Below are 20,259 nucleotides of genomic sequence, written 5' to 3'. Positions count from 1 at the left end.
GGGGGAGCTTAAGCGACCTTTGTTTTATACAAGAGACCAGTCTTCTTGATCCAAAGCAATTTTGCAGATATTTTCCTGTTGGAAATTTTTGTCCGGGATACGAAGATACCCCGACTTATTGAATACAGCGACAAAGTCTCATGCAAGAACGCGGGCAGCGTGATGTACGAAAACATCCGAGAAGGCATTTGAACGAGGGAGGGCGCATCATGTATTCTGGAACAGAACATCATGATTGCGCGGTCGTAGATTTATCCGAAGGTGGAGCTGCGCTATATATGAGCGCGCCACTACGAGATGGGACGCGTTGTGTGATTGCCTTCGATGTCGACGCATACAACAGAAAAAAACGAATTAATGTATGGGGCGAAGTTGTTTATACGCGGGGAGCTGGTGTTGCGCAGGGATTTCGGGTCGGCGTGCGCTTCACGGACATGGATCCGTACAGCGCCCTTCTCATCAGAACATTTAGCGCCAATAAACCAATAAGCCTCTAGCTTGACGCTCGCCGGCCACCGTCTTTGCACCGCGTCCAATGCGCAGTCCGTCGCTCGATCACCGGCAATGAAAAAGAAGATCCTGCTGCAGGGGCGCCTGCGCGCAGCGCGAAAGTCGACGCAGCGAGCACTGGAACGATGGAACGCGGCAGGCGATCGTCCAGGCGTCATTCCCGGCTATCGTCGATGTTCGTTCGCAACGCGGTTTCAGCTTCTTGACAGCATGCGTCAAGAGCGTAGTATGTAAATCACCTGTCGCGCTCATCCGTGCCAAAACATCCTTTGGACGATCTACGCGCATTGGTTGGAAACGCGCCTTGGCGGGAGCGATTGTCGCTTGTCGATGATCCCAAAGCCAAGCCGATTCCGACCTCCTTGGACCCAGGGTTCGGGGGTGCTGGCACCGTGCGGCAGGGTCAATTCCAGCGGCCCGCGTTTGCAAGAACGCGGGCTGTTTTCATTTTGAGCGGCAGGCGCGACGCCGCGGCTGGTCATAACCGGGTGATCGATACCTGCTCCCCGAAGACTTTCCTCACCGATTCGGTCAGGTGGTCATGGTGGCTGAGATAGATCACCTGCGTCTTCTCCGACAAGCTGGCCAGCGCCTCGAATCCCGCCATGGCGCGTCCGTCGTCGTAGTTGATGAAGAGATCGTCCGCGATGAACGGCAGGGGCGTGGCCTGTTCCAGGTGCAGTTCCAGCGCGGCCAGCCGCAGCGCCAGGTACAGCTGGTCGCGCGTGCCGTCGCTCATGCCGCCGATGCCGACCAGCTTGCCGTCGGCGCGCTGGCCTTCCAGCGTCATCGGCTGCGCATCGAAATCGACTACCAGGCGCTGGTAGGCGCCCTGCGTGAGGCCCGAAAAAATCGCCCCGGCCCGGCTGAGCATCGGCCCCTGCTTTTCTTCCCGGTAGCGGTCGATGGACCAGCGCAACAGGCGGCCCGCCGTAAAGACTTTCACATAGCGTTCCGTCGCATCAGCCATCTGGGCCAGTGCTTCCTGGCGCATCGCTTCGGCCCGTGCGGCCGCGTCGGACCCGCCGATGGCGGCCAGTGCGCTGCTTGCCTTGTCGTATTCCGCCGTTAAGGTCGCCTTGCGCTGCACCGCCTCGGCATGCGCGCTGGTCGTCTGCACCAGCTCGGCCGGCAGCTGCGACAAGTCCACTGCGTCGATTTCCTGTTCCAGCTGTTCGCGCGTCAGCCCGTCCCCGCCGTCGAGCGCCTGGGCCTTGGCCTGGTCCAGCTCCCGCAGCAAGCGCCGCCGGGTGTCGGAACGGGCGATCGCTTCGGCCAGCGCGGCCGGATCGTCGACGCCGGCGCGTGTCATCAAGGGCTTCAGGCTGGCATTGGCGGCCTGCAGCATCTCCTGCGCGGCATTGCGCTGCGCCGTGGCCGATTCCAGCGCCGCCTGCCGCCGCGCTGCTTCCGTGTGGTCTTGTTGCGCGTGCGCCAGGCGCTCGGCCAATGCCTGAGCGATGTCGACGGCCGGCAATGCGCTCAGTTGCTCCCCCAATCTGGCAGCCAGGTGCCGCGCCGTGTCTTCGAACTGGCGCAGCTCGACCGTCATGGTATCGATGCGCTCGGTGCGGATCTGGTGCACCTTGTCCAGCTTGTCGCCGATCTGCGTGATCAGTTCGAGCGCCCCTTCCACCGTGCCGATGGCGCTTTGCGGATCCAGCGTTGCCGCCGACAGCGCCGCCGACCATTCCTGCTGCCACTGAGCGATATCGGCGTGCGCGGCTGCGGTGGCTTGCTGCAGCGTCACTGCCATGGTCTGCGCGGCGTTCAGCTGCGCCGTCGTGGCTTCGCGCTTGACGGTGGCGGCGTCGGCTGCCTGGATCCACTGTTCCGCTTCCAGGCGCAGCGCGGCGACGCTGCTGCTGCCGCCGCGATCGAATCCGGCATCGCACAGAGCCTGCGCCAGCGCTTGCCGCGCCGCGTCGACGGTGCGTTCGAGCTGCGCGAAGTCTTCCTGCGCGTCGCGGCAGCTGGCGGCCGTCGCGAGCACTTTGTCGCGCTGGATCATCCAGTCGGCCGCGTCGTCCAGCGCCAGGCCTGACAAGCCCATCGCCGCCGCGATGGTTTCCCATTGGGCATCGCCTGCCCGGATCTGCTCGTCGAGTCGGACCAGCTGGCCGGTCAGTTCCGCAACGCCCAACCGCGCGTGCTGCAGCTGGTGCTGCAGGGTTTGCAATTCGGTCGCTGCCTCCACGTTGTCGAGCCGGCGGTCAGCCAGCGCATCGGCCTGCGACAGCAGGGTCTCGAATTGCTGCGCTCCCTGTGCAAGCGAATTGGTGCCCGTCTTGAGCGCGTGCCAGGAAGCGTCGCGCTCCGCCCGTGCGCCGGCAACGTCTAGCTGGGTGACCGGCTGGTGTAATTCATGGAATTGGGTAATGTCCAGTTCGAGCTGCGCCACGTGCGCTTGCTGCTCGTCGATCCGCTTGCCCAGCGAGCGCCGCTCGGCGGCCAGCGTCTGGCGCTCGTGGACGCGCCGCGCGATAGTTTGCTGGCCCGGCACCGCCATGGCGGCCAGTTCGGTCGGCGACTTGCGCCATTGGCCCAGCCCGGCCAGCGCCGCGTCCAGCGCCGATGTTGCCTTGGCCAGCGCCCTGCGCTGCTTTTGCAGGGCGAATTCCGTGTCGCCGAGCGCACGCGCGTCCGCCAGGGCCGCATGCAACGCCGGGGTGATCTCGACGCCCGGAAGGTTCCCGAGCTCCTCGGACAGTCGCGTGACTTCGGCTTCTTTGGCCTGTTCGGCCTGTTCGGCGGTGCGCAGCGCCTGCGCCAGACCGCTGCGGGCGCGCGACAGGCGCCCCAGCTCGCGCCGGGTCAATAGCGATGGCAGGCGCTCGCGCAGCGTCTCTTCCGATTCGTCGTCCCAGCCCAACTGGCGACAGGCTGCCCGGATCTCCTTGAACAAAGCGACAACTTCCTCCTGGCGCCGCCCGATATCGCGTTCATGGTTGGACAGGCGCGTGCGCAGCGTATCCAGCGCGACAATCTCCTCGGCGCACCCGAGGGCCTTGTCGTCGCGTTCAACCGCGGCCAGCGCCTGCTTCGCCTGGTGGACGTCATCGCTGCGCAATTCAAGCAACTGCGTGGCCGTGGCCAGGTCGCGCTCGGCCTGGGCCGCAATGACGGCCGCGTCTTCCGGCAGGTCCGCTGCGTGCGCGAGTGCGGCCAGTTGCGCCTCGATGTCACGCACCGCGCGCAGGAACGGGGCGGTGCGCCGGATGCGTTCCAGGCGGGTGCGCGCGATGTCGAGCTCGCGCAGCTGGTCGCCTACCTGACCCAGCGCATCGGCAGCCGCTTCCAGTCGCGCATGGGCTTCCGTCCACACCTTGGTGCGCACCGTCGATTCCTTCAGTGCGGCATTGGCCTTGTCGAGCAGGTCGGCGGCAATGTAATAGGCGCGGTCGGCGGCTTTGCGGGGCGCCCACAGCTTTTCCGCCTCCGCCAGCAAGGCGTCGCGGATTTTGCCCAGGCTGGCCACACCAGCGGCCGACTGGAAGAGTACCTGGCCAATGTCGTTCTCGGCGTTCAGGATGCTGTTGCCACCGGCCACCAGGCGGGCATGATCGAGTCCGAACATCTGGTCGAAGAAATGGCGGTCTGCCGCGCCCAGATAAGACGCCAGCGCCGCGTCGGGTAGCACGGCGTCAGCGGGTGTGCGAAGCGTCTGCCGGGCGGCCTTGGCACGATGGAACGCCAGCGCGTCGCCCGCATGGCCGATCAGCGCACCCAGGCGCAATTCGTTGAGCGGATGGATGAACGCCAACGGCGAGCGGGTGGGAATGCCGAACAGCAGGTCGAGGATGGACGAGCGCAGCGTTGACTTGCCGGCTTCATTCGGGCCAATAATCAGATGGAAATCCCGCCTGGACGCCGGGAAGTCGATGGCGCGGTCGGTGAACTTGCCGTACTTGATCAGCTCGAGTCGATGCAGTCGCATGGCGGGTTACTCCATGCTGGCCAGTTGGGATAACAAGCCCGGTCGGATTTCGTGAACCAGGCCGGCCAGCTCGCCGGCACGGATATCCTTGAAATACGGTACGGCCTGCTGCAACTCCAGCGGCACCTTGCCCACCATTTGCATCAGATCCGTCTGCAGGCTCTTAATAAAGTCATCATCGAGTTCCGCCTGCTCCAGCAGTTGCGCCAGGTCCGACAGGGCGTCCCCGCGCGCGCGAATCACCTCGCTGTCGGCGGCGGCGGTAGTGGTCGTCTTGACCTTTTCGATCCAGAGCCGGTCCGTGCCATGTGCGGCGGCCAGCGCCAGCACTTCCGCGCGCAATTGCGCCTCCATGCCGAACAGTTCGCCGTGCGCCGCCGTTTTGCCGGCCACGATAATGCGCATCGCCGTAGGCAGGGTGCAGGTGTTGTGCGCCATAAAGCCTTCCAGTTCCCGTCCGATGGCGCGCACCACCTCCGCGAGGGTGCCGCAGGGGCCGGCATCGACCTCCAGGCAATGCCAGCGCAGCACGTCGACATACAGCCGGTCGATTTGCTGCACGCCCGTCTCGTCGGCCGTCACCAGCACCGCGCCACGCGCTCCGGATTCCCGGATGTGCCGGCCCTGCAGATTTCCCGGAAACACCACGGTGCAGGTGCCTTGCCATACCTGGAAGTCGTGGACGTGGCCCAGCGCCCAGTACTGGTAACCCTTTGCGTACAGTTCCTCGATGCTGCACGGCGCGTAGTTCGCGTGCGTGGAATGCACTCCCAGCGCCGTATGCAGCACGCCGATATTGAACATGCCCGGACGGGGATCCGGGTAGCTGCGGGCGAGGTTTTCGGTGGTGGCGGCTTCCTTGAAGCTGCGCCCGTGCAGCGCCACCTTGAGGTGATCAATGGTGACCGTACTGGCCTTGCGCGAGTCGAACAGGACCACGTTGTCGGGCAGTTGCAGTTTTTTGGTCATTTCGCTTTCGGCATCATGATTGCCGAATACCGCGAACACGGGGATGCCGGCTTTTTTCAGGCGCCCCATTTCCCGGCAAAAGTAAATGCCGGTGTTGTGATCTTTCCAGCCGCCGTCGTACAGGTCGCCTGCCAGCACCACGAAATCCACCTGCAACTCGATGGCTTCGTTGATCAGGTTGGAGAAGGCGTCGCGCGTGGCGCCGCGCAGCATGTCGGCGGGTGCGTCCTGATAGGCGCTCAGGCCGGTGAGCGGGCTGTCCAGGTGAATGTCGGCGGCATGAATGAATCGCATGGGGCGGTCGTTAGAGGGGCAAGGTCAGAGCGTGTCGGGACGGGAAACGTTTAGCGGCAAAAGGCGAGCCGTATCTGCTGCAACGCCAATTCCTCGGCGGCGGCGCGGTCCATGCCGGATTCGTATTCCAGGATGCCGGCGCGCTCTTCGAAGTGATCACGGGCGGCAAGCCCCAGTTGTTCGGTGAGCTGTTCAACGTGCACGCGGATGCGCGGGTTGCTAACGGGCGTCCATCCTGGTCGCGTGGCAGTCATCGTTGTCCTCAATCGGAAGGGCAAGGGTTGAAGTTGGAACGTGCGTCAGGCGGACTGCGCGTGAAGGTTGGCCAACGCGCTGCGTGGTACATCGCACTATCGGAATACTGGCATGGATGATACACCGGAAGCGGCGCAGATTCGCTCCTGGCCAGGCAGTCATGGCGGATCGTCTCGGCGTGTGGCGCCAGCCAGCGTGCGCCGCGTGCAGTCACTTGTGCACGGTGGGGCGGGTCAGGCTTGCGGCGACGCCAACACCAAAAAGAGCACGTCCGCAAAGCACCGGCCAAGTCCACGGCAAAACGATGCGCTTGCCCCTGCTGTGCGATCGGCTTCGCCTAATCGTGGGAGCGCGTCCAGTGGGGGCGCGAGACATCTTCGTCGTTCGACACCGGCGAGCCTGCTCGCCGGGCGGCGGAGCCGTTATACTTTGGCGATGAAACAACTGACAAAAGCATTACGATTATTTGCCAAACTGCGGTTTTCTCTGCTTGGGCTGGCCACGATAAAGGACATACCAACAGAGCAATTCTGGAAGCTGGCGGGCCGGCTCCCTACCTATGGCTGGAAAAAGACTTCCGAATATTCCGGTCCGGATGCCTGGATTGATTATGGACGCATCACGTTCCGCCGGCGTTTCACGCGAATCAAGCTCGAATGGGATAACGCAACGGAAGGCAGTGTAGAGGGGCCACGCCGGGTTATCAGAGAGATTGCCCGCGCCAACGGGCTGGCGGTGACGTACGATTGGCAATGACGTGATTACGGTGAAGCCAGGCATGGCCAGCGCTAATGGCACTTGCTGTTCGGCGCTCGCGGTCATGGCTGCCTGTGAACTTGAACGTTAACCTTTGCGACTATGCGACTACGTTTGACCGTCTGGGGATTGCTCTTGATGCTGCAGCTGCTTGTCGTGGCGTTTCCCCCCGAAGCTGTTGCGCCTGCTGCCGCTGGGTCGATCTATCTGCCGCTGGCGGTCTTTCGAGGGATGGGGCTTCCCGTTTTTGCAGCAGCCGAGTCCGGCGGATAGGCGACGCCTTCGTTGCTCGGGTGGGCGACAGTCGCCGTTTTCTGGGCTGTGCTGTGGTGGGGGGTGACCTCTTTCATCAGCTCTTTTGCGAGGAGGAGAATCAGAAATGGCTAACTCGACGCGCAACGCCGATCCTGCCAGGCAGCGCTGGAACACTCGCCGTTAACCATCATGGATACCGTCGAAAAGCACCCGCACCGTTTTGATCCCTCGAGCTGGCCGTTCGCCGATCCGGACAATACCGTCGCATATACGACGTCTCGCGCGCTGCGAGACGGTGAGCCGATTCTGTTCGTGAGCCATGATCAAGACGGCGACTGGCAATTTCTTTGCGGTGACGTGACCGAGGCGGACGAGTGCTTGCTCATTTGCCTCGGATGCGCGTACGAGAGGGACAGGACCATCGGTGAACTCGCCGATCTCCCGCGCGGATGGCAGGCTTGGCGTGACTCGGTCGATGCGCCTTGGGAGAGGTGTCCACCGGAAGACGAGGGTGCGGTTGACTGACCAGTCAACCGACGCCGTCACCGAAGCGCGATGATTGCCCGACATATCGTTCAGTGACGTGGCGGGTTCGCTTTGGCGAGGTGGCAAGGATGATCGCGACACGCAGCGGAAACGACCCGGGATCGCCATTTCCGATCGACGATTTGGGGTGTGGGTTGGGGATCTCGATGGAGAGGGGAAGCCGGATTTCATCGTACGGCCGCAAAACAGGGAAGGCTATCTCGATTTTTTCGGTCACGCCGACATGCGCTCTGGCGGAATGCGCCGTATTACGTCGCCAATTGAAAAGCGGTTCGCGGGAACTGCGTCCGGAATGGCGTTCACTGGCTTTCGTACGAGGATAGCGCGACGCCGTGCTTTTCCAGCACTGCCCGTGTGCCGCTGTAGTACTGGCGCTCCAAGGGCGTGCAGAGCGGGTTGCACACGAGTTGGCGGATCTGAAAAGCATACAACTCCAGCATGTCGTTGAACGCCTTTTCAGGGCTGTTGTGGCTACCGGCGCTGAAAAAACGGCACTTTTGGTAAGCGTCGTCCACCAGTTCGTGTATGGCCGCATCAGGAATGAGCGACAAGTCGACCTTCGCCCGTTGCAGATGGGCGAGCAGGATTTTCCGTCCGCGTAACGTCGGCGTATCTCGATGGTGGAATGTGGCGAGTGCCTCGCGCAGGAAACGGATGAGCATAGACGCTAGTGGATTCAGTACCCGCCATTGTCCACGTCTGCGTGGCGTTTGTGCATCCCATCAACATGGGGGACAGCCTACGCGCCAGCCGCGCCTGAGCGCGCCACCGGACTTACCGTACTAACCGCCGCGGCGGCGCTAGCCAATTCCATCATAGATGACGTATTGCGCAATTTAATCCATCATCTATGAATGCTTGCCTCATTCAATAAACCATCATAGACTATAGATTAAATAGATTAAACTGCTATCTATGATCGGCCCATAATATGCCCAAAAAGAACCTTTCTGCCGCTGCCGTGCCGACGCTGGTCCAGGAGCGGCTACGCATCTGGGGCATGGCCATACGCAAACAGCGTCTGATGCAGAAGCTGCGTGTGGCCGACTTATGTCGCCGGATGGGGATTTCCGAAGCCACCTTGCGCCGGCTCGAGCAGGGAGATGCTGGTGCCGGCGCCGGCCTGTACCTGATTGCCTTCCACATCCTCGGCTTGTTCGAGGACGCAGCGCCTGAGCCCCCCAGCGCACTCTGGCAGCACGACAGCGGTCAACGGCGTGTCAGGCTGTCCACGAAAGAACACGCCGATGACTACTTCTAAGCCGCTGTTCGTCTACCTGCAGCGTCCGGACAATGGCGAATGGGTCACCGTCGGCCGCTACCGGTTCGACGAAACGCTGCGCACCGGATTGTTCCGCTATGCGCCCAGCTACGCAGAGGCGGGGCTGGCCTGGAGCATCGATCCGGTCAACCTGCCGTTTCGCATCGATCATGACTGGGGAGCCCCGCGCTATCGCGGCTTGCATGACGCATTGCGTGATGCCTGTCCAGACGCATGGGGCAGAGCACTGTTGCGCCGGCAGCATCACCTTCCCGACGAGGCAGCCGACTGGCGTTTTCTGGAAGCGAGCAGCAATGCGGAACGTTGGGGCGCACTGGCCGTTGGCCGTACCCCCAAAGCATCGGTGGCGCACATTGCCAGCCCCAGGCTGCCGCAATTGGCGGTGCTGGCGCAGGAACTGGTTGCCCTCTCCCAGCACGCGCCGCCTGTCGATGCCAAACTGCGCCAACGGCTGGTAGCGACGCCGAGCATGGGCGGGGCACGCCCCAAGGCAACGATACGCGATGGCCACGATTACTGGCTGGTCAAGCCGTATCTGCCGTCGGACCTCGCAAACATCCCATTGCTGGAGCATGTTGCGCAGACCTGGGGGCGCCTGGCCGGACTCAATTGCGCGCACACCATCTATCACCCGATCGGCAGCGGCCTGGGGGCGGTGCGAGTGCGCCGCTTCGATCGCCAGGGCGAGCGCCGACTGATGACGTTAAGCGGCGCCACGCTGCTGCAGACCGAATATCCCGGCCAAACAGCCGCGGCCCAGTGGAGTTATCCGCGCCTGGCCGAGGAATTGCGCATGATCGGCGCGCCGGACCAGGACAGGATTGAACTGTTTGGCCGCATGGTCTTCAATGCCGTCTGCGGCAACGACGACGACCATCCGCGCAACCATGCGGTGGTTTTCCAGCCGCAGGAGAACCGCTGGCGCCTGTCGCCCGCCTTTGATGTCGTGCCCAATCCGGATGCCGACCTGCTGCCGGTACTGTCGATGCAGGTGTCGATCGGGCGCACCGATATTTGTCGCGATGCGGTTCTGGCGGACGCAGTGCGCTTCGGTTTCGACAACCGTGAGGCAGCGTCCGCTTTCCTCGACAACCTACTGCACAAAATTGAACACAGTTTCGTCACGGCGGCGCACGAGCTGACCGAGGCCTTGCGGGAACTGATGGCTGTCCGTATGCGCCGAAACCTGGATCGGCTTCGTGCTTGAGCGCAACAGGCACGCGTTTCGCTTGGCTACAGGCAGGATTGCCCGCTGCGGACGGTTCGCAGAGGGGAAGAGAGGGAATTACCACCGGAGCTGATGCCGTTGCTCGGTTTCCCGGTGTCGCTCATCGTCGGATGCGTGCAGGTCATGGCTGGTCGTGCCATCGATTCATGTCCGAGGTTGTCGCGGACATGGCGCAGATCGATGTCTTGGTTAGCCATGTGCGATCCTGCGGTATGCCGCAGCCAATGGATGGCGCCATGGCATGCAACGACTCGCGACGCGTCGAATCCCGCTTCCTGGAACTGGCCGTCCACGTTGCGGGTATACACGAATGCACGGTACACCATACGCCTGACCATGTCACGCAGGACCTGGAAGCCGGCATGCGCCACGGTAACACGGCCCAACTGAAGACGATGTACGAACCGGCCGGCGCCTATAGGTAAACCGGTGCCGTGGCAACGCCATCCGCGAGCGTAGAGGGTGCGGTCATGAAGGTGGTTCCCGCTGACTCAGGCAAGCATTTGCGCGGGATGCGGATGCGCTTCATGGATGGACTTGGCCAAGTCAAGATCCGCGGTCAGGATGTGACGTGCCATCCACCGGTCCAAAAATATGTCGAGGTCCTCGTTTGTTACACGGTCGCCGCCGGCACTGCGGTAATACAACTTGCGCAAATGGTAGGTAAGCAGCCGGTGTTCCATGACATGTTCGTCCTGATCGGCGTAGCGTATTTCTTTCATCAGTGCTTCTTCACGCTGGAAGTGCTCCTGCGCGTCCGTCAACAGCGCGTCGAGCACAAAGCGCACCGCGTTGGGGTTGTTGGCTCCCAGAACTTCAGCACGAACCTTCGCCGCGAGATAAAAAAGATACCGGTGATCGTTGTCGATATTTTCGTTGCCGACAGATAGAGTGCTTTTCCAGGAATTGATGGGTCTGCGAGACGAAGCGAGTGCGGCCGACATGGCATTCATTCGATTGTGGAACCTGTTCAAAGGGGAACGCGATTTACAAGGCACCAATTATTAAAACATGCTGGCACTCCGGCGACTTCCCATGAACAGGGTGAAATGCACCGTGCGGGGGTGGGACCACCTCACGACGGTGGGCCAGTTCACCTCAGTACGCTGCACGGCATCGCTTTAGCTGGCGCATTGTGCCGGCGTCCCCGGAACCAAGCGTCAAGAAGAAGGGCAGTTGCCAAGTGACGATAAGGGAGGAATCATCGTCCAGCTCGAGGCGCTGCTGCAAAGAGCCGGGGCCGACAAGAGACCGCTGATCGAACGTGAACTCAGCATGCGCTCAGCAGGACTCAAGGGTGAACGGAAAGCGGCCTATCTCATTGATTTTCACCTGAAAGACTCAACAAAGACCGCCATCATTCATGACTTGGGGCTGGAACTGGCCGATGGGCGGGGTCGCGCAGATCGATCACCTGTCCATTCACCGCACGTACCGGTTTTTTGTTCTAGAACCAAAGCATGTCTCCCATGGTCTGAAAATCACTGAATCCGTCGAATTCATGCGCTGGAATGACTGGAAGAAGTCCTACGAAGGCATGCCGTCGCCGCTGCAGCAAAACGAGCGGCACGCGGCCTTACCGCGCAAGGCTATCGAACCACATGAAGACTCATCCAACGGGTGGCGACACGATTCTTAGCGGGGCAAGCAGGTTACAGCCTCTATTGATAGGCTCGTGTCACGCTAATTTTCCTGCAAAACACCTATGCTTGCGGCGACACGGCGTTCGAGCTCGGCCGCACCTTGAGAACGGGCAACGGCCTGCGCACGCTGCAGCCATTCCCGGGCAAGCCGCGTGTCGCCAGATAAGCTCAGCAAACATTCCCCCTTCAGTCGGTAAAGCTCGGCTTCAAAATGACGGTCGTGGATGTCTTGCATGATGTTTAATGCCTCGTCGATCGTCCGTAGCTGATCTTCATGACGGTTCAACATCTTGTACGCTTCGATCAGCATCTCAAGAAAATACATGACAGCACCGTCAAAAATTCCGGATCGCATTGCTTGGATGGCGATCGCAATGCGATCCACCCCTTGCGTATCGCCGTCGGCGGCTTGAGCCCATCCAAGCAGGCAATCGCTCGTCACTTGCCAAAACGCGAAGTTATGCTTTGTTGCCAAATCGGAGAGCGCGCCGGCGAACTCCTTGGCCTTGCCGGATTCTCCCCGCAAACGATGCAAAATACCGGTGCAACAGTATGCAAATCCTAATGTCTGCGGATGATTGACGCGCCGTGCAATCGAAATCGCGAGCTTGGCAGTTTCCAGTGCCTCTGTCGAGCGGCCGAGCGTCCAGAGCGCCCACGCCCCAAACAATAGTGCCGAAACGAAGGTGTGCTCGCCGAACAACGAGAGCAGTCTTGTATCCAGCTCGGGGCGGTATAACCGGCGCGCTTCTTCCATAGACTCGTAGCTATTCGCAAAGCGCGCGAGAGAGTAGGAGGAGTTGGCGCAGGCATAATGCGCCGTAATCAGCAGGGCAGGATCTCCGTCCTGACGAGCCAGTTGCAGGAGTCGTTCCGCCAGGTGCATGGCGTCACTGTGCGTGCTGCGGGAGCTACACCCGAGATAGAGGCCCCAGATCGAACGGAATAGGTCCAGGGACACGCCGCACTTCTCGCTTAACGCGAGGGCGCTCGAATAAACCTCGTCGGACTCAGGTGATCCGTAACCTTTGCTGGAAATGAGCGCGTTGCCCAGTTCCACCAGAAGAGACAATTCGAGCTTGTCCCTCTCGCCGTCGTTCGGCAATTCAGGCGTCGCGCTCAGCGCGCGACGGAAGTGTTCGATGGCTTCGGAAACGGCGCCGTGACTAGCCGCTCCCGTGCCGGCCTTGCGCCACCATTCAATCGCCTCTTGCGCTTCTCCCGCTTCAAAGAAATGACTGGCCAGCACTTCAGGCGCTTCGAGCCGGTCCGCTGCATGCTCCTTGAGCACATGTGCAATTCGACGGTGAGCTTCGCGTCGTGCCGCGCGGGTCTGCGATTGGTAAGCGGCTTCTTGAATCAGCGCGTGCTTGAACTGGTAAGCAGGTATACCCGGGGCACCGGAGCGCCCTATCAGTCCCGATTCCTCCAGCTTGCATAGGGCCGCGGCCGTTTCGGCCTGTGTCAGCGGCGTCACTGCATCGAGCAGGTCGCTGCGAAACTCGCGGCCGATCGCTGCGCATATCTGCACCAGGCGCGTGGCATCGCCGATCCGGTCGAGTCGGGCAGCTAGCAGTTCGCGCAAGGTAGCCGGAATGACGGCCGAATCGATGGACGAGCATTTTTCGTCCGTCGCCAGCATTCTCGTCGTTTCCTCGATGAACAGGGGGATTCCATCAGTCGCCGCTACTATGCGCGCCACCGTGGCGGCAGGAACACTGTTCTGCGTATCGACCAAACCGACCAGCGCAGTTGCCTCTTGGTCGGAGAGTGGCGGCAGGTCGATCTGTTGCACTTTATCTTGCCAGAGCGGCCGAAATTCCGGCCTGCTCGTCAGCAGCAAGAACAAAGGGAGCGTGCGGCGTTGTGTCGCCAGCGTTTCCAGCAATTCTAATGTGGAGGGATCGGCCCAATGCAGGTCTTCCACAATGAGCACGAGCGGTTGTTGCGCCGTCGGACAGGCGACCATCTGCTGCAGTAGCTCGATGATTTTTTCTTTTTCCTGTTGCGGAGACAAAGAGGGTGCTACATAACGGCCTTCGCTCGGGATGGCGAGCAGGCTGGCGAGGAGAGGATACGCATCTCGCCCAAATTCAGTGTGGCTGGCGGCGAGAAGGCGTTCCAGCTTGTCCAGTTTAACGTCGTCGCTGTCCCCGGGAAAAAACTCGCTGGCTTTTACCAAGTAGCCGATCAGCGGATGGAATGCGGTGCTTTGGTATTCGGGCCGGCAGTACATTTCCCGCACGATGGATGGCTGGATATCGACGAGTTCTGTGAAGTGTCGGACCAGGCGGGATTTGCCGATGCCCGGGTCGCCGCGTAATAGGATGGTGTGTTGTCCTGCTCCACCCGTAACTTTGCGCCAAGAAGCCGTCAGGCACGCCACCTCATTCACGCGCCCCACCAAGGGCGCCAGCCATGCCGCAGCTTGCAGGCGCGCTACGGCACCGGTTTCCCCCAGCAATCGGAATCCTGTACCTGGAAATTCGGCTCTGTTCAGGGCATGCGCATCCAGCGCTTCGCAGTGGAAGTAGCCCGTAATCAACGCATGGGTCGCCCCGCTCAGGCGTATCTCACTGCGCTTGGCGCCGTGGCACAGCCGGATGGCAGCCGCCGAACTCTGACCGGCAGCATCCGGTATCGCCAAGTCTGTGCCGGTGACGATCAATCCAGTATGCAAGCCGAGTCGCGCATTCACTTTATCGGGCATGTTTCGGGAGATAGCCAGTGCTGTACGTGCCGCCAGTACGGCGGCACCTTCGATCGAGCGAGGATAGCCGAAATAAGCGAGCAGGCCTGCGCCATGGCTCTGGACATGATAGCCGCCACCGTCGCGAATGAGTTCGATAGCCAGTTGCCTGGGTGCTTGCAGCAACGCGACGATTTCCTCTGGGTCGCTTTCGGCAGCGCTTAATTCGACGTGCAACACTGTCACCTGCCGTCGTTCGGGCGCGTTGTGTGCGGGCGGCGGGGCGAACGGCCTTGCCTTCGCACTACTTGTTTTACAGAGGTTCTCGTAAAGCGCGCAGGTCGTTTCATCGGGAAGCGCACCTAGTTCGGTGCTCAGCAGTCGGCGATATCTCTCGAACTGCTGAATTGCAGCACTGCTATTGCCGGCTGTGTCGTAAAGCGTCATTAAGCGGCGTTGCCCGGATTCATCCCAAGGTTCCAGCTCGGTATAACGCCGGGCGTGGATCAGGGCAGTACCGGGTGCGCTGTTTTTTTCGTGCCAGCGCGCTATCTGCGCAAATAGGGATAACGCATGGCGCCGGAAGACTTCCCGCTTAACCTGCAGCCAGGCCTCAAACTCCGGACAGTCCGGCAAGGAGAAGCCGGCCATAAATTCCCCCCGGTAGCGGGCGGCCGTCTGTTCGAGAACGGTGATGCAGGCACTGCATTGCTCGGATGCGTCATGTGCGGCACAGCCAGGAGACGACCTGATAAACCCGGCGACATCTGGCACGAAAGAGGCATTGGGGGCAAACCGCAGCATGTTGCGCTGGGTTAGCAGGCAAGGATAAGCGGCGGCGGCGTCATTCAGGACAGCACGTAGAACCGATACGGCCTGGCGCAAATTGGCGCGCGGGGTGGACGAGTCTGGCCAGAGCAGTTCGCCGAGCTTCTCACGGTAGTGCCAACGATCTTCCGTGGCAAGGTAGGCCAGCAGCGCCCGCCCTTTTTCATGGGCGGGAAAGTTGACGCCATCGCCATTGGCCTGCGTCAGTTCCCATCCGCCCAGTAGGGCGAGCGAGCCCTTGGCTTGTTCAGTTCTGGCGATCACCTTAAGCACACCTTCAAGAAGTACTCATTACCCGGTTTTGCGTTTTTTTGACGGTGCGTTAGTACAGTGCGCCCAATAATTCATAGTTATCAAGTTTTCATGGATTTTAACTCATAGCAACAACGCAACGAAAGCAAGCACTGCAATGGCGCAGTGTGACCAAAAATCGAGCATTTGGGAATGAGAAGCGCGTAACAATGTGAAGAAAAACAATTTTTTCTAGGCACGTAAGTTGCTGTTGTCATCAGGCTGCCATATCGCCCAAGCATGATGTGGTTGTGTGGAATGGCCAGCATGCCCTCCATCCAGTTATCCCGTACCAAAAAAATAACCAAGATGCGTACAAACCTTCCCGTTACTGTCAATGAATATGTGCTGAATGATGATGAAATTATTGTCACGAAGACCGACTTAAAAGGAAAAATCACATACGTTAATCAGGCATTTTTGAAGGTTAGCGGATTTTCGGAACGGGAAGTGATTGGCGCGCCGCATAACATCGTGCGCCATCCCGATATGCCGGAAGAGGCGTTCGACGATCTCTGGCAGGCACTCAAGCGCGGAAAATCCTGGACTGGCTTAGTCAAGAACCGGTGCAAGAACGGCGATTATTATTGGGTAGAGGCGACGGTGGCACCGATTCTCAATGAGCGCCAGGTTATTGGATTCACGTCCATTCGCACCAGGCCGGGCAGAGACAACGTCGCAGCGGCAGATGCGGTTTACCGGGCCATCAAGGCAGGTAGCAAGGAGTACCTGATCCGCGACGGCGCGGCAGTCAAGCGAAGCAGTCTTGCGCGACTCAACGTTCTGCGCGCAATGTCAATCAAAACGAAGATGCTGGGCTCGTCGGGCATTCTGGCCGGGCTGTTCATCATCAGTGCCCTCGCCAATGCCGGGGTTTTTAGTCCATTCGCCAATTTTGGCACATGCATATCCGTGCTAGGCGTTGTTCTGACAATGGCGTTCTGCATGAAGTCATACCGCGACATTATTTACGCGCTGGGCCTCGTCCGCCGCAATGTTGAGCGCATGAGCGCAGGCGACTTGTCCGGGCATATTGCCAACCACGGCAATGATGAACTGGGCGAGGTCGTGCAATCGCTGCGCATATTGCAAACCAACGTAAAGCTCCTTGTTGGCCAGATCAAGGAATCGGCTGAAGTCGTCAGCACCGGATCCCGCGAAATTGCGTCAGGCAATGCAGATTTGTCGGCGAGAACCGAATCGCAGGCCAGCTCGCTGGAAGAGACGGCGTCCTCGATGGAAGAACTCACCAGCACAGTAAAAAACAACGCAGAAAACGCAAGGGACGCCAACAATATGGTTGCGCAGGCAGCGCATATTGCCGTCGCCGGCGGCGAAGCCGTCACCCAGATGATCGACATGATGGATTCGATTAATGAAAGCTCGCGCAAGATTGTCGACATTATCGGTGTCATCGACGGCATCGCGTTCCAGACGAATATCCTTGCTCTCAATGCGGCAGTCGAAGCGGCACGTGCCGGAGAACAAGGGCGAGGCTTTGCAGTTGTCGCCAGCGAAGTACGTCATCTTGCCCAGCGGTCGGCTGCGGCCGCAAAACAAATTCAGGAGCTCATTACGGACTCGGTGAACAAGGTCGAGGCTGGCAGCAGGACAGTCGGTGATGCTGGCCGGACCATGAATGAAATTGTAAATGCCGTGAAGCAGGCGGCCACCATCATGGGCGATATCAGCCAGGCCAGCCTTGAACAGAGCGCAGGGATTGAACAGGTCAACGTGGCGGTAACGCACATGGACGAAGTGACGCAGCAAAATGCGGCCCTGGTCGAGCAAGCCGCCGCCGCATCGGGCAGCTTGCAGGAACAGGCGGCCAGGCTGGTGGGCCTGGTGGACACCTTCAAGCTCTTGTCGGAATATAGGGGCGATTCGACTCTTGTCTCGATTCGCGTCGCTCCAAACTGCTGACGCGATTCCGCACTATCCGGAATTATCCATGAAGATCAACCGATCGCCTTCTCTACGGCAGACTCGTACGCATGCGGACAAGCTTTTTGCCGTCTTGTTTGCTGCCATGACGCCGGCGCTCGTTGGGCTTGCCTATTTTGACAAAACAGGTGCAGCGTCCGCTGTCGCCTGTTCCGTTGCCACGTTCCCTCCAGCGATCATGGGCGGCAATTGGCTGGCCGCCTTTCTGATTGCCGGTGTCGTTGCATGCGGATCGGTGCTGATCTGGCGCCATCGTCCCGGAGAGACGATAGGCGGTATCTACAACGCCACAGCAGCAATGGTTTTCTCGGCATTGTTCATGCATTTTGGCGGCGGGTATGGCGAAGCGCATTTACCGTTCTTTATATTCACCTCGCTGTTGCTCTACTACCGCGCCATCTGGCCGATCGCCATTGCGTGCGGCGTGATCGTTTCGCACCATCTTGGTTTCTTTACGCTGCAAGGATTGGGTGTTCCGGTCGTGGCGTTTTCCTGCCTCGATCGAAATGCTTTGTTCATCCATACGCTTGCCGCTGTGGGCCAATGTTCGCTGCTCGGCTACATCGCGGCGAGAATGGAAAAAGACGATATTGAGCTGCTGCGCGCATCTACCGAGCAGCAGTTTGCAGCCAGCGTCTTTCATAACGCGATTGAAGGTATCGTGATCACCGATGCGAAAGGAATCATCCTCTCTGTCAATCCCGCCTTTACGCAAATCACTGGCTACAGCGCCGACGAAGCTGTCGGAAAAAATCCACGCTTGTTGAAATCCAATCATCATGACGAGGCGTTTTACCGGGCGATGTGGCAGTCCATCGAAGCGACCGGTGAATGGAAGGGAGAGGTATGGAATCGGCGCAAGGGGGGAGAGGTTTTCCTTGAGTCGCAATGTATCCGGCGTGTCAATGGCGAAGAGGGCGCCATCCATTACGTTGCCGTCTTCAACGACATAACAGAACAATGGCGTAAGGACCAGCGTATCGAGCATCTGGCATTTCACGATTCATTGACCGGCCTGGCCAATCGTTCCTTGCTTGGCGACCGCCTGCGCCATGCGATTGCGCTCGGGGAGCGCACAGGGGATACGCTTGCGGTCATCGCCATCGACCTTGACCGCTTCAAGAATGTGAATGACGGCTTTGGTCACGACAAGGGCGACGAATTGTTGCGTGTGGTGGCAGCCCGCCTGCAAGTTGTCGCGCGTGAAACGGACACGGTCGCCCGGGTCGGCGGCGACGAATTTGTCATGATCCTGCCGAACCCGGGACGCCCGGAGGAAATTGCCGCAATTGCAACGCGCATTATCGAAGGCATTGCATGCCCGATTGAAGTCGGCGGTCTTTCCTTGCGCGTCGGCACTTCCATCGGTATTGCCGTGTTCCCGAATGACGGGCGTGACGCGAGTAGCCTGCTGAAAAATGCGGATGCCGCGATGTACGATGCGAAGGCCAATGGCACGAGCATCTATCGCTTTTTCAGCACGGCCATGACCGACCGCGCACACGCCCGCCTGCACCTGGAAATGGATCTGCGCCGGGCGCTGGAACACGACGAGCTGGAACTGCATTACCAGCCGAAGATTTGTTTGCATTTCGGCGTACCATGCGGCGCTGAGGTGTTGACTCGGTGGCACCATCCGGGCCGAGGCCTCATTTCGCCAATGATGTTTATTCCGATTGCCGAGGAAACCGGGCTCATTGAACCGATCGGGAACTGGGTGCTGGAAGAGGCATGCCGACAACTGAGCGCGTGGCGGAAAAGCGGTACGATGCTCTCCAGTCTCGCCGTCAATGTGTCCGCGATTCAATTGCGGCATGGCGTGCTTGCAGACCAGGTAAGGGAGTTATTAATTCGATATGATCTGCCGGGTAATGCATTGGAAATCGAATTGACGGAAAGCGCTGTGATGAACGATCCTGCCCAGGCGATCGAAAGCATGAAAGCCATTCGTGCGCTCGGCGTCAAAATTGCGATTGATGATTTTGGCACCGGCTATTCCAGCTTGTCATATTTAAAGCGACTGCCGATCGACACGCTGAAAATTGATCGCTCGTTTGTCATGGAAGCGGACCGCAGCGAAGATGGCGCCGTTATTTGCAGCACTATCATCGGGCTTGCAAAAAACTTGAATTTTGACGTGGTGGCGGAAGGCATAGAAACCGACGCGCAGCTCTCCTACTTGAAAGGGCAGGGCTGCAATATCGGGCAAGGCTATTATTACAGCAGGCCGCTGCCCTTGCCCGAACTCGCCAAATGGCTCGCTGCAAATCCCTCGCGGAATTGCGCGGATTGCGTGCGGCCCTCCTGGTGCGATAGCCCTTTCAAGAGGGATCTGCTGGAAGATGTCCTTGTACTGCGATGATCGGAAGTGCAAACCGAAACTAATCGAGCCGCTACAACTGAAACTGAAGAAATTCGCATAAATTACGTTATGTAAACTTTATTTGACCACTACTTAATTTGCATTTATCGCTTGTCAGTCCATTGGAATTTCGGTAATCGTACATAAATTTTGGTAACCGGCTTCCAAGTACTTTCCGAGTCCCCCGTCCCAACCTTGGTTCCATATGATGCGCTGCTGCTGTCCGGATACGGCCATTGACCGTGTTTGGCCTCTCGTACCTCACAGCAGCCATTAACCGAGTTATAGCCTTGAAGCTCATTCGCTTGTATTGCCGGGTTTAGAATCTCACAACTTCTTCTCGCAAAAAGCTTTCCACTTACTCAAAACTTCTAACAACTGCCTCTCACTCCCGATTCCAATTCTAGGATAGTTAAACTGGGCGTTTGGATGGACTTCTCTCCCTGTAGCGTCTCGAGCCTGGGCAATCC

General features: G+C 59.6%; 17 protein-coding genes. 9 read left to right on the top strand and 8 right to left on the bottom strand.

The features are described 5' to 3' along the window. Nucleotides 1-140 precede the first annotated feature (140 nt). Nucleotides 141-497, top strand: a complete 357-nt coding sequence (locus TSA66_RS25995; RefSeq protein ID WP_084199242.1) for a PilZ domain-containing protein — start codon at nt 141-143, stop codon at nt 495-497. Nucleotides 498-988: 491 nt separating this feature from the next. Here the strand turns inward: TSA66_RS25995 and TSA66_RS03230 are convergent, their stop codons facing one another. The 3 genes from TSA66_RS03230 to TSA66_RS03220 are packed head-to-tail and all read right to left on the bottom strand — an operon-like array spanning nt 989 to nt 5,964. After that, entirely contained in the window at nt 989-4,447 is a 3,459-nt protein-coding gene (locus tag TSA66_RS03230) for an ATP-binding protein (RefSeq protein ID WP_040038965.1), read from the bottom strand. 6 nt (nt 4,448-4,453) lie between these two features. Then, nucleotides 4,454-5,710 carry a metallophosphoesterase family protein gene (locus TSA66_RS03225; protein WP_040038964.1) on the bottom strand — a complete coding sequence of 419 codons (1,257 nt, stop codon included), beginning with the start codon at nt 5,708-5,710 and terminating at the stop codon, nt 4,454-4,456. A gap of 50 nt (nt 5,711-5,760) precedes the next feature. Further along, nucleotides 5,761-5,964 carry a hypothetical protein gene (locus TSA66_RS03220; protein WP_040038963.1) on the bottom strand — a complete coding sequence of 68 codons (204 nt, stop codon included), beginning with the start codon at nt 5,962-5,964 and terminating at the stop codon, nt 5,761-5,763. A gap of 436 nt (nt 5,965-6,400) precedes the next feature. Here TSA66_RS03220 and TSA66_RS03215 point away from each other — a divergent pair, with 436 nt between their 5' ends. Both TSA66_RS03215 and TSA66_RS03210 read left to right on the top strand, forming a co-directional pair. Beyond that, nucleotides 6,401-6,721 carry a hypothetical protein gene (locus TSA66_RS03215; RefSeq protein ID WP_040038962.1) on the top strand — a complete coding sequence of 107 codons (321 nt, stop codon included), beginning with the start codon at nt 6,401-6,403 and terminating at the stop codon, nt 6,719-6,721. 444 nt (nt 6,722-7,165) lie between these two features. Further along, nucleotides 7,166-7,501: a hypothetical protein gene (locus tag TSA66_RS03210; RefSeq protein ID WP_052452067.1), complete on the top strand. Its 336-nt coding sequence runs from the start codon at nt 7,166-7,168 to the stop codon at nt 7,499-7,501. Between the two features lie 4 nt (nt 7,502-7,505). Here the strand turns inward: TSA66_RS03210 and TSA66_RS26730 are convergent, their stop codons facing one another. Continuing rightward, nucleotides 7,506-7,739, bottom strand: a complete 234-nt coding sequence (locus TSA66_RS26730) for a hypothetical protein (protein ID WP_157691582.1) — start codon at nt 7,737-7,739, stop codon at nt 7,506-7,508. An 82-nt stretch (nt 7,740-7,821) separates the two neighbouring features. Then, on the bottom strand, nt 7,822-8,184 hold the full coding sequence (locus TSA66_RS03205) for a hypothetical protein (RefSeq protein ID WP_040038961.1): 363 nt from the start codon (nt 8,182-8,184) through the stop codon (nt 7,822-7,824). A 269-nt stretch (nt 8,185-8,453) separates the two neighbouring features. On the opposite strand from TSA66_RS03205, the gene TSA66_RS03200 reads away from it, so the two are divergent. Together TSA66_RS03200 and TSA66_RS03195 are read left to right on the top strand one after the other, a co-directional pair. Then, nucleotides 8,454-8,783, top strand: a complete 330-nt coding sequence (locus tag TSA66_RS03200; RefSeq protein WP_040038960.1) for a helix-turn-helix domain-containing protein — start codon at nt 8,454-8,456, stop codon at nt 8,781-8,783. Beyond that, a complete protein-coding gene (locus tag TSA66_RS03195) occupies nt 8,770-10,011 on the top strand; it encodes a type II toxin-antitoxin system HipA family toxin (protein ID WP_040038959.1) in 1,242 nt (413 codons plus the stop codon). Before TSA66_RS03200 ends, TSA66_RS03195 begins: the two co-directional genes overlap by 14 nt. Nucleotides 10,012-10,037: 26 nt before the next feature. On the opposite strand, the gene TSA66_RS25990 is transcribed toward TSA66_RS03195, so the two are convergent. Then, complete coding sequence (locus TSA66_RS25990; RefSeq protein ID WP_232429547.1) at nt 10,038-10,358, bottom strand: tyrosine-type recombinase/integrase; 321 nt, start codon at nt 10,356-10,358, stop codon at nt 10,038-10,040. Between TSA66_RS25990 and TSA66_RS27560 the strand changes: the two genes are divergently transcribed. Next, nucleotides 10,269-10,457, top strand: coding sequence for a hypothetical protein (locus TSA66_RS27560; protein ID WP_232429600.1), 189 nt, complete (start codon nt 10,269-10,271; stop codon nt 10,455-10,457). The two genes, TSA66_RS25990 and TSA66_RS27560, sit on opposite strands and share 90 nt — an antisense overlap. A 66-nt stretch (nt 10,458-10,523) precedes the next feature. On the opposite strand, the gene TSA66_RS03185 is transcribed toward TSA66_RS27560, so the two are convergent. Further along, nucleotides 10,524-10,976, bottom strand: coding sequence for a bacteriohemerythrin (locus tag TSA66_RS03185; protein ID WP_157691581.1), 453 nt, complete (start codon nt 10,974-10,976; stop codon nt 10,524-10,526). Nucleotides 10,977-11,395: 419 nt separating this feature from the next. On the opposite strand from TSA66_RS03185, the gene TSA66_RS25320 reads away from it, so the two are divergent. Then, a complete protein-coding gene (locus tag TSA66_RS25320) occupies nt 11,396-11,671 on the top strand; it encodes a nuclease-related domain-containing protein (RefSeq protein WP_084199240.1) in 276 nt (91 codons plus the stop codon). Nucleotides 11,672-11,715: 44 nt separating this feature from the next. Here the strand turns inward: TSA66_RS25320 and TSA66_RS03175 are convergent, their stop codons facing one another. Continuing rightward, complete coding sequence (locus TSA66_RS03175) at nt 11,716-15,456, bottom strand: AAA family ATPase (RefSeq protein WP_157691580.1); 3,741 nt, start codon at nt 15,454-15,456, stop codon at nt 11,716-11,718. A 294-nt stretch (nt 15,457-15,750) separates the two neighbouring features. Here TSA66_RS03175 and TSA66_RS27960 point away from each other — a divergent pair, with 294 nt between their 5' ends. Both TSA66_RS27960 and TSA66_RS03165 read left to right on the top strand, forming a co-directional pair. Continuing rightward, nucleotides 15,751-17,406, top strand: a complete 1,656-nt coding sequence (locus tag TSA66_RS27960; protein WP_269748351.1) for a methyl-accepting chemotaxis protein — start codon at nt 15,751-15,753, stop codon at nt 17,404-17,406. A gap of 28 nt (nt 17,407-17,434) precedes the next feature. Next, the gene (locus TSA66_RS03165) at nt 17,435-19,789 is read left to right on the top strand and encodes a putative bifunctional diguanylate cyclase/phosphodiesterase (protein WP_052452064.1); all 2,355 of its coding nucleotides are present in this window, start codon (nt 17,435-17,437) and stop codon (nt 19,787-19,789) included. The last annotated feature ends 470 nt before the right edge of the window (nt 19,790-20,259 follow it).

The sequence above is a fragment of the Noviherbaspirillum autotrophicum genome, from assembly GCF_000818395.1.
GTDB lineage: Bacteria > Pseudomonadota > Gammaproteobacteria > Burkholderiales > Burkholderiaceae_D > Noviherbaspirillum > Noviherbaspirillum autotrophicum.
This window is presented reverse-complemented; position numbering and strand designations above follow the sequence as displayed.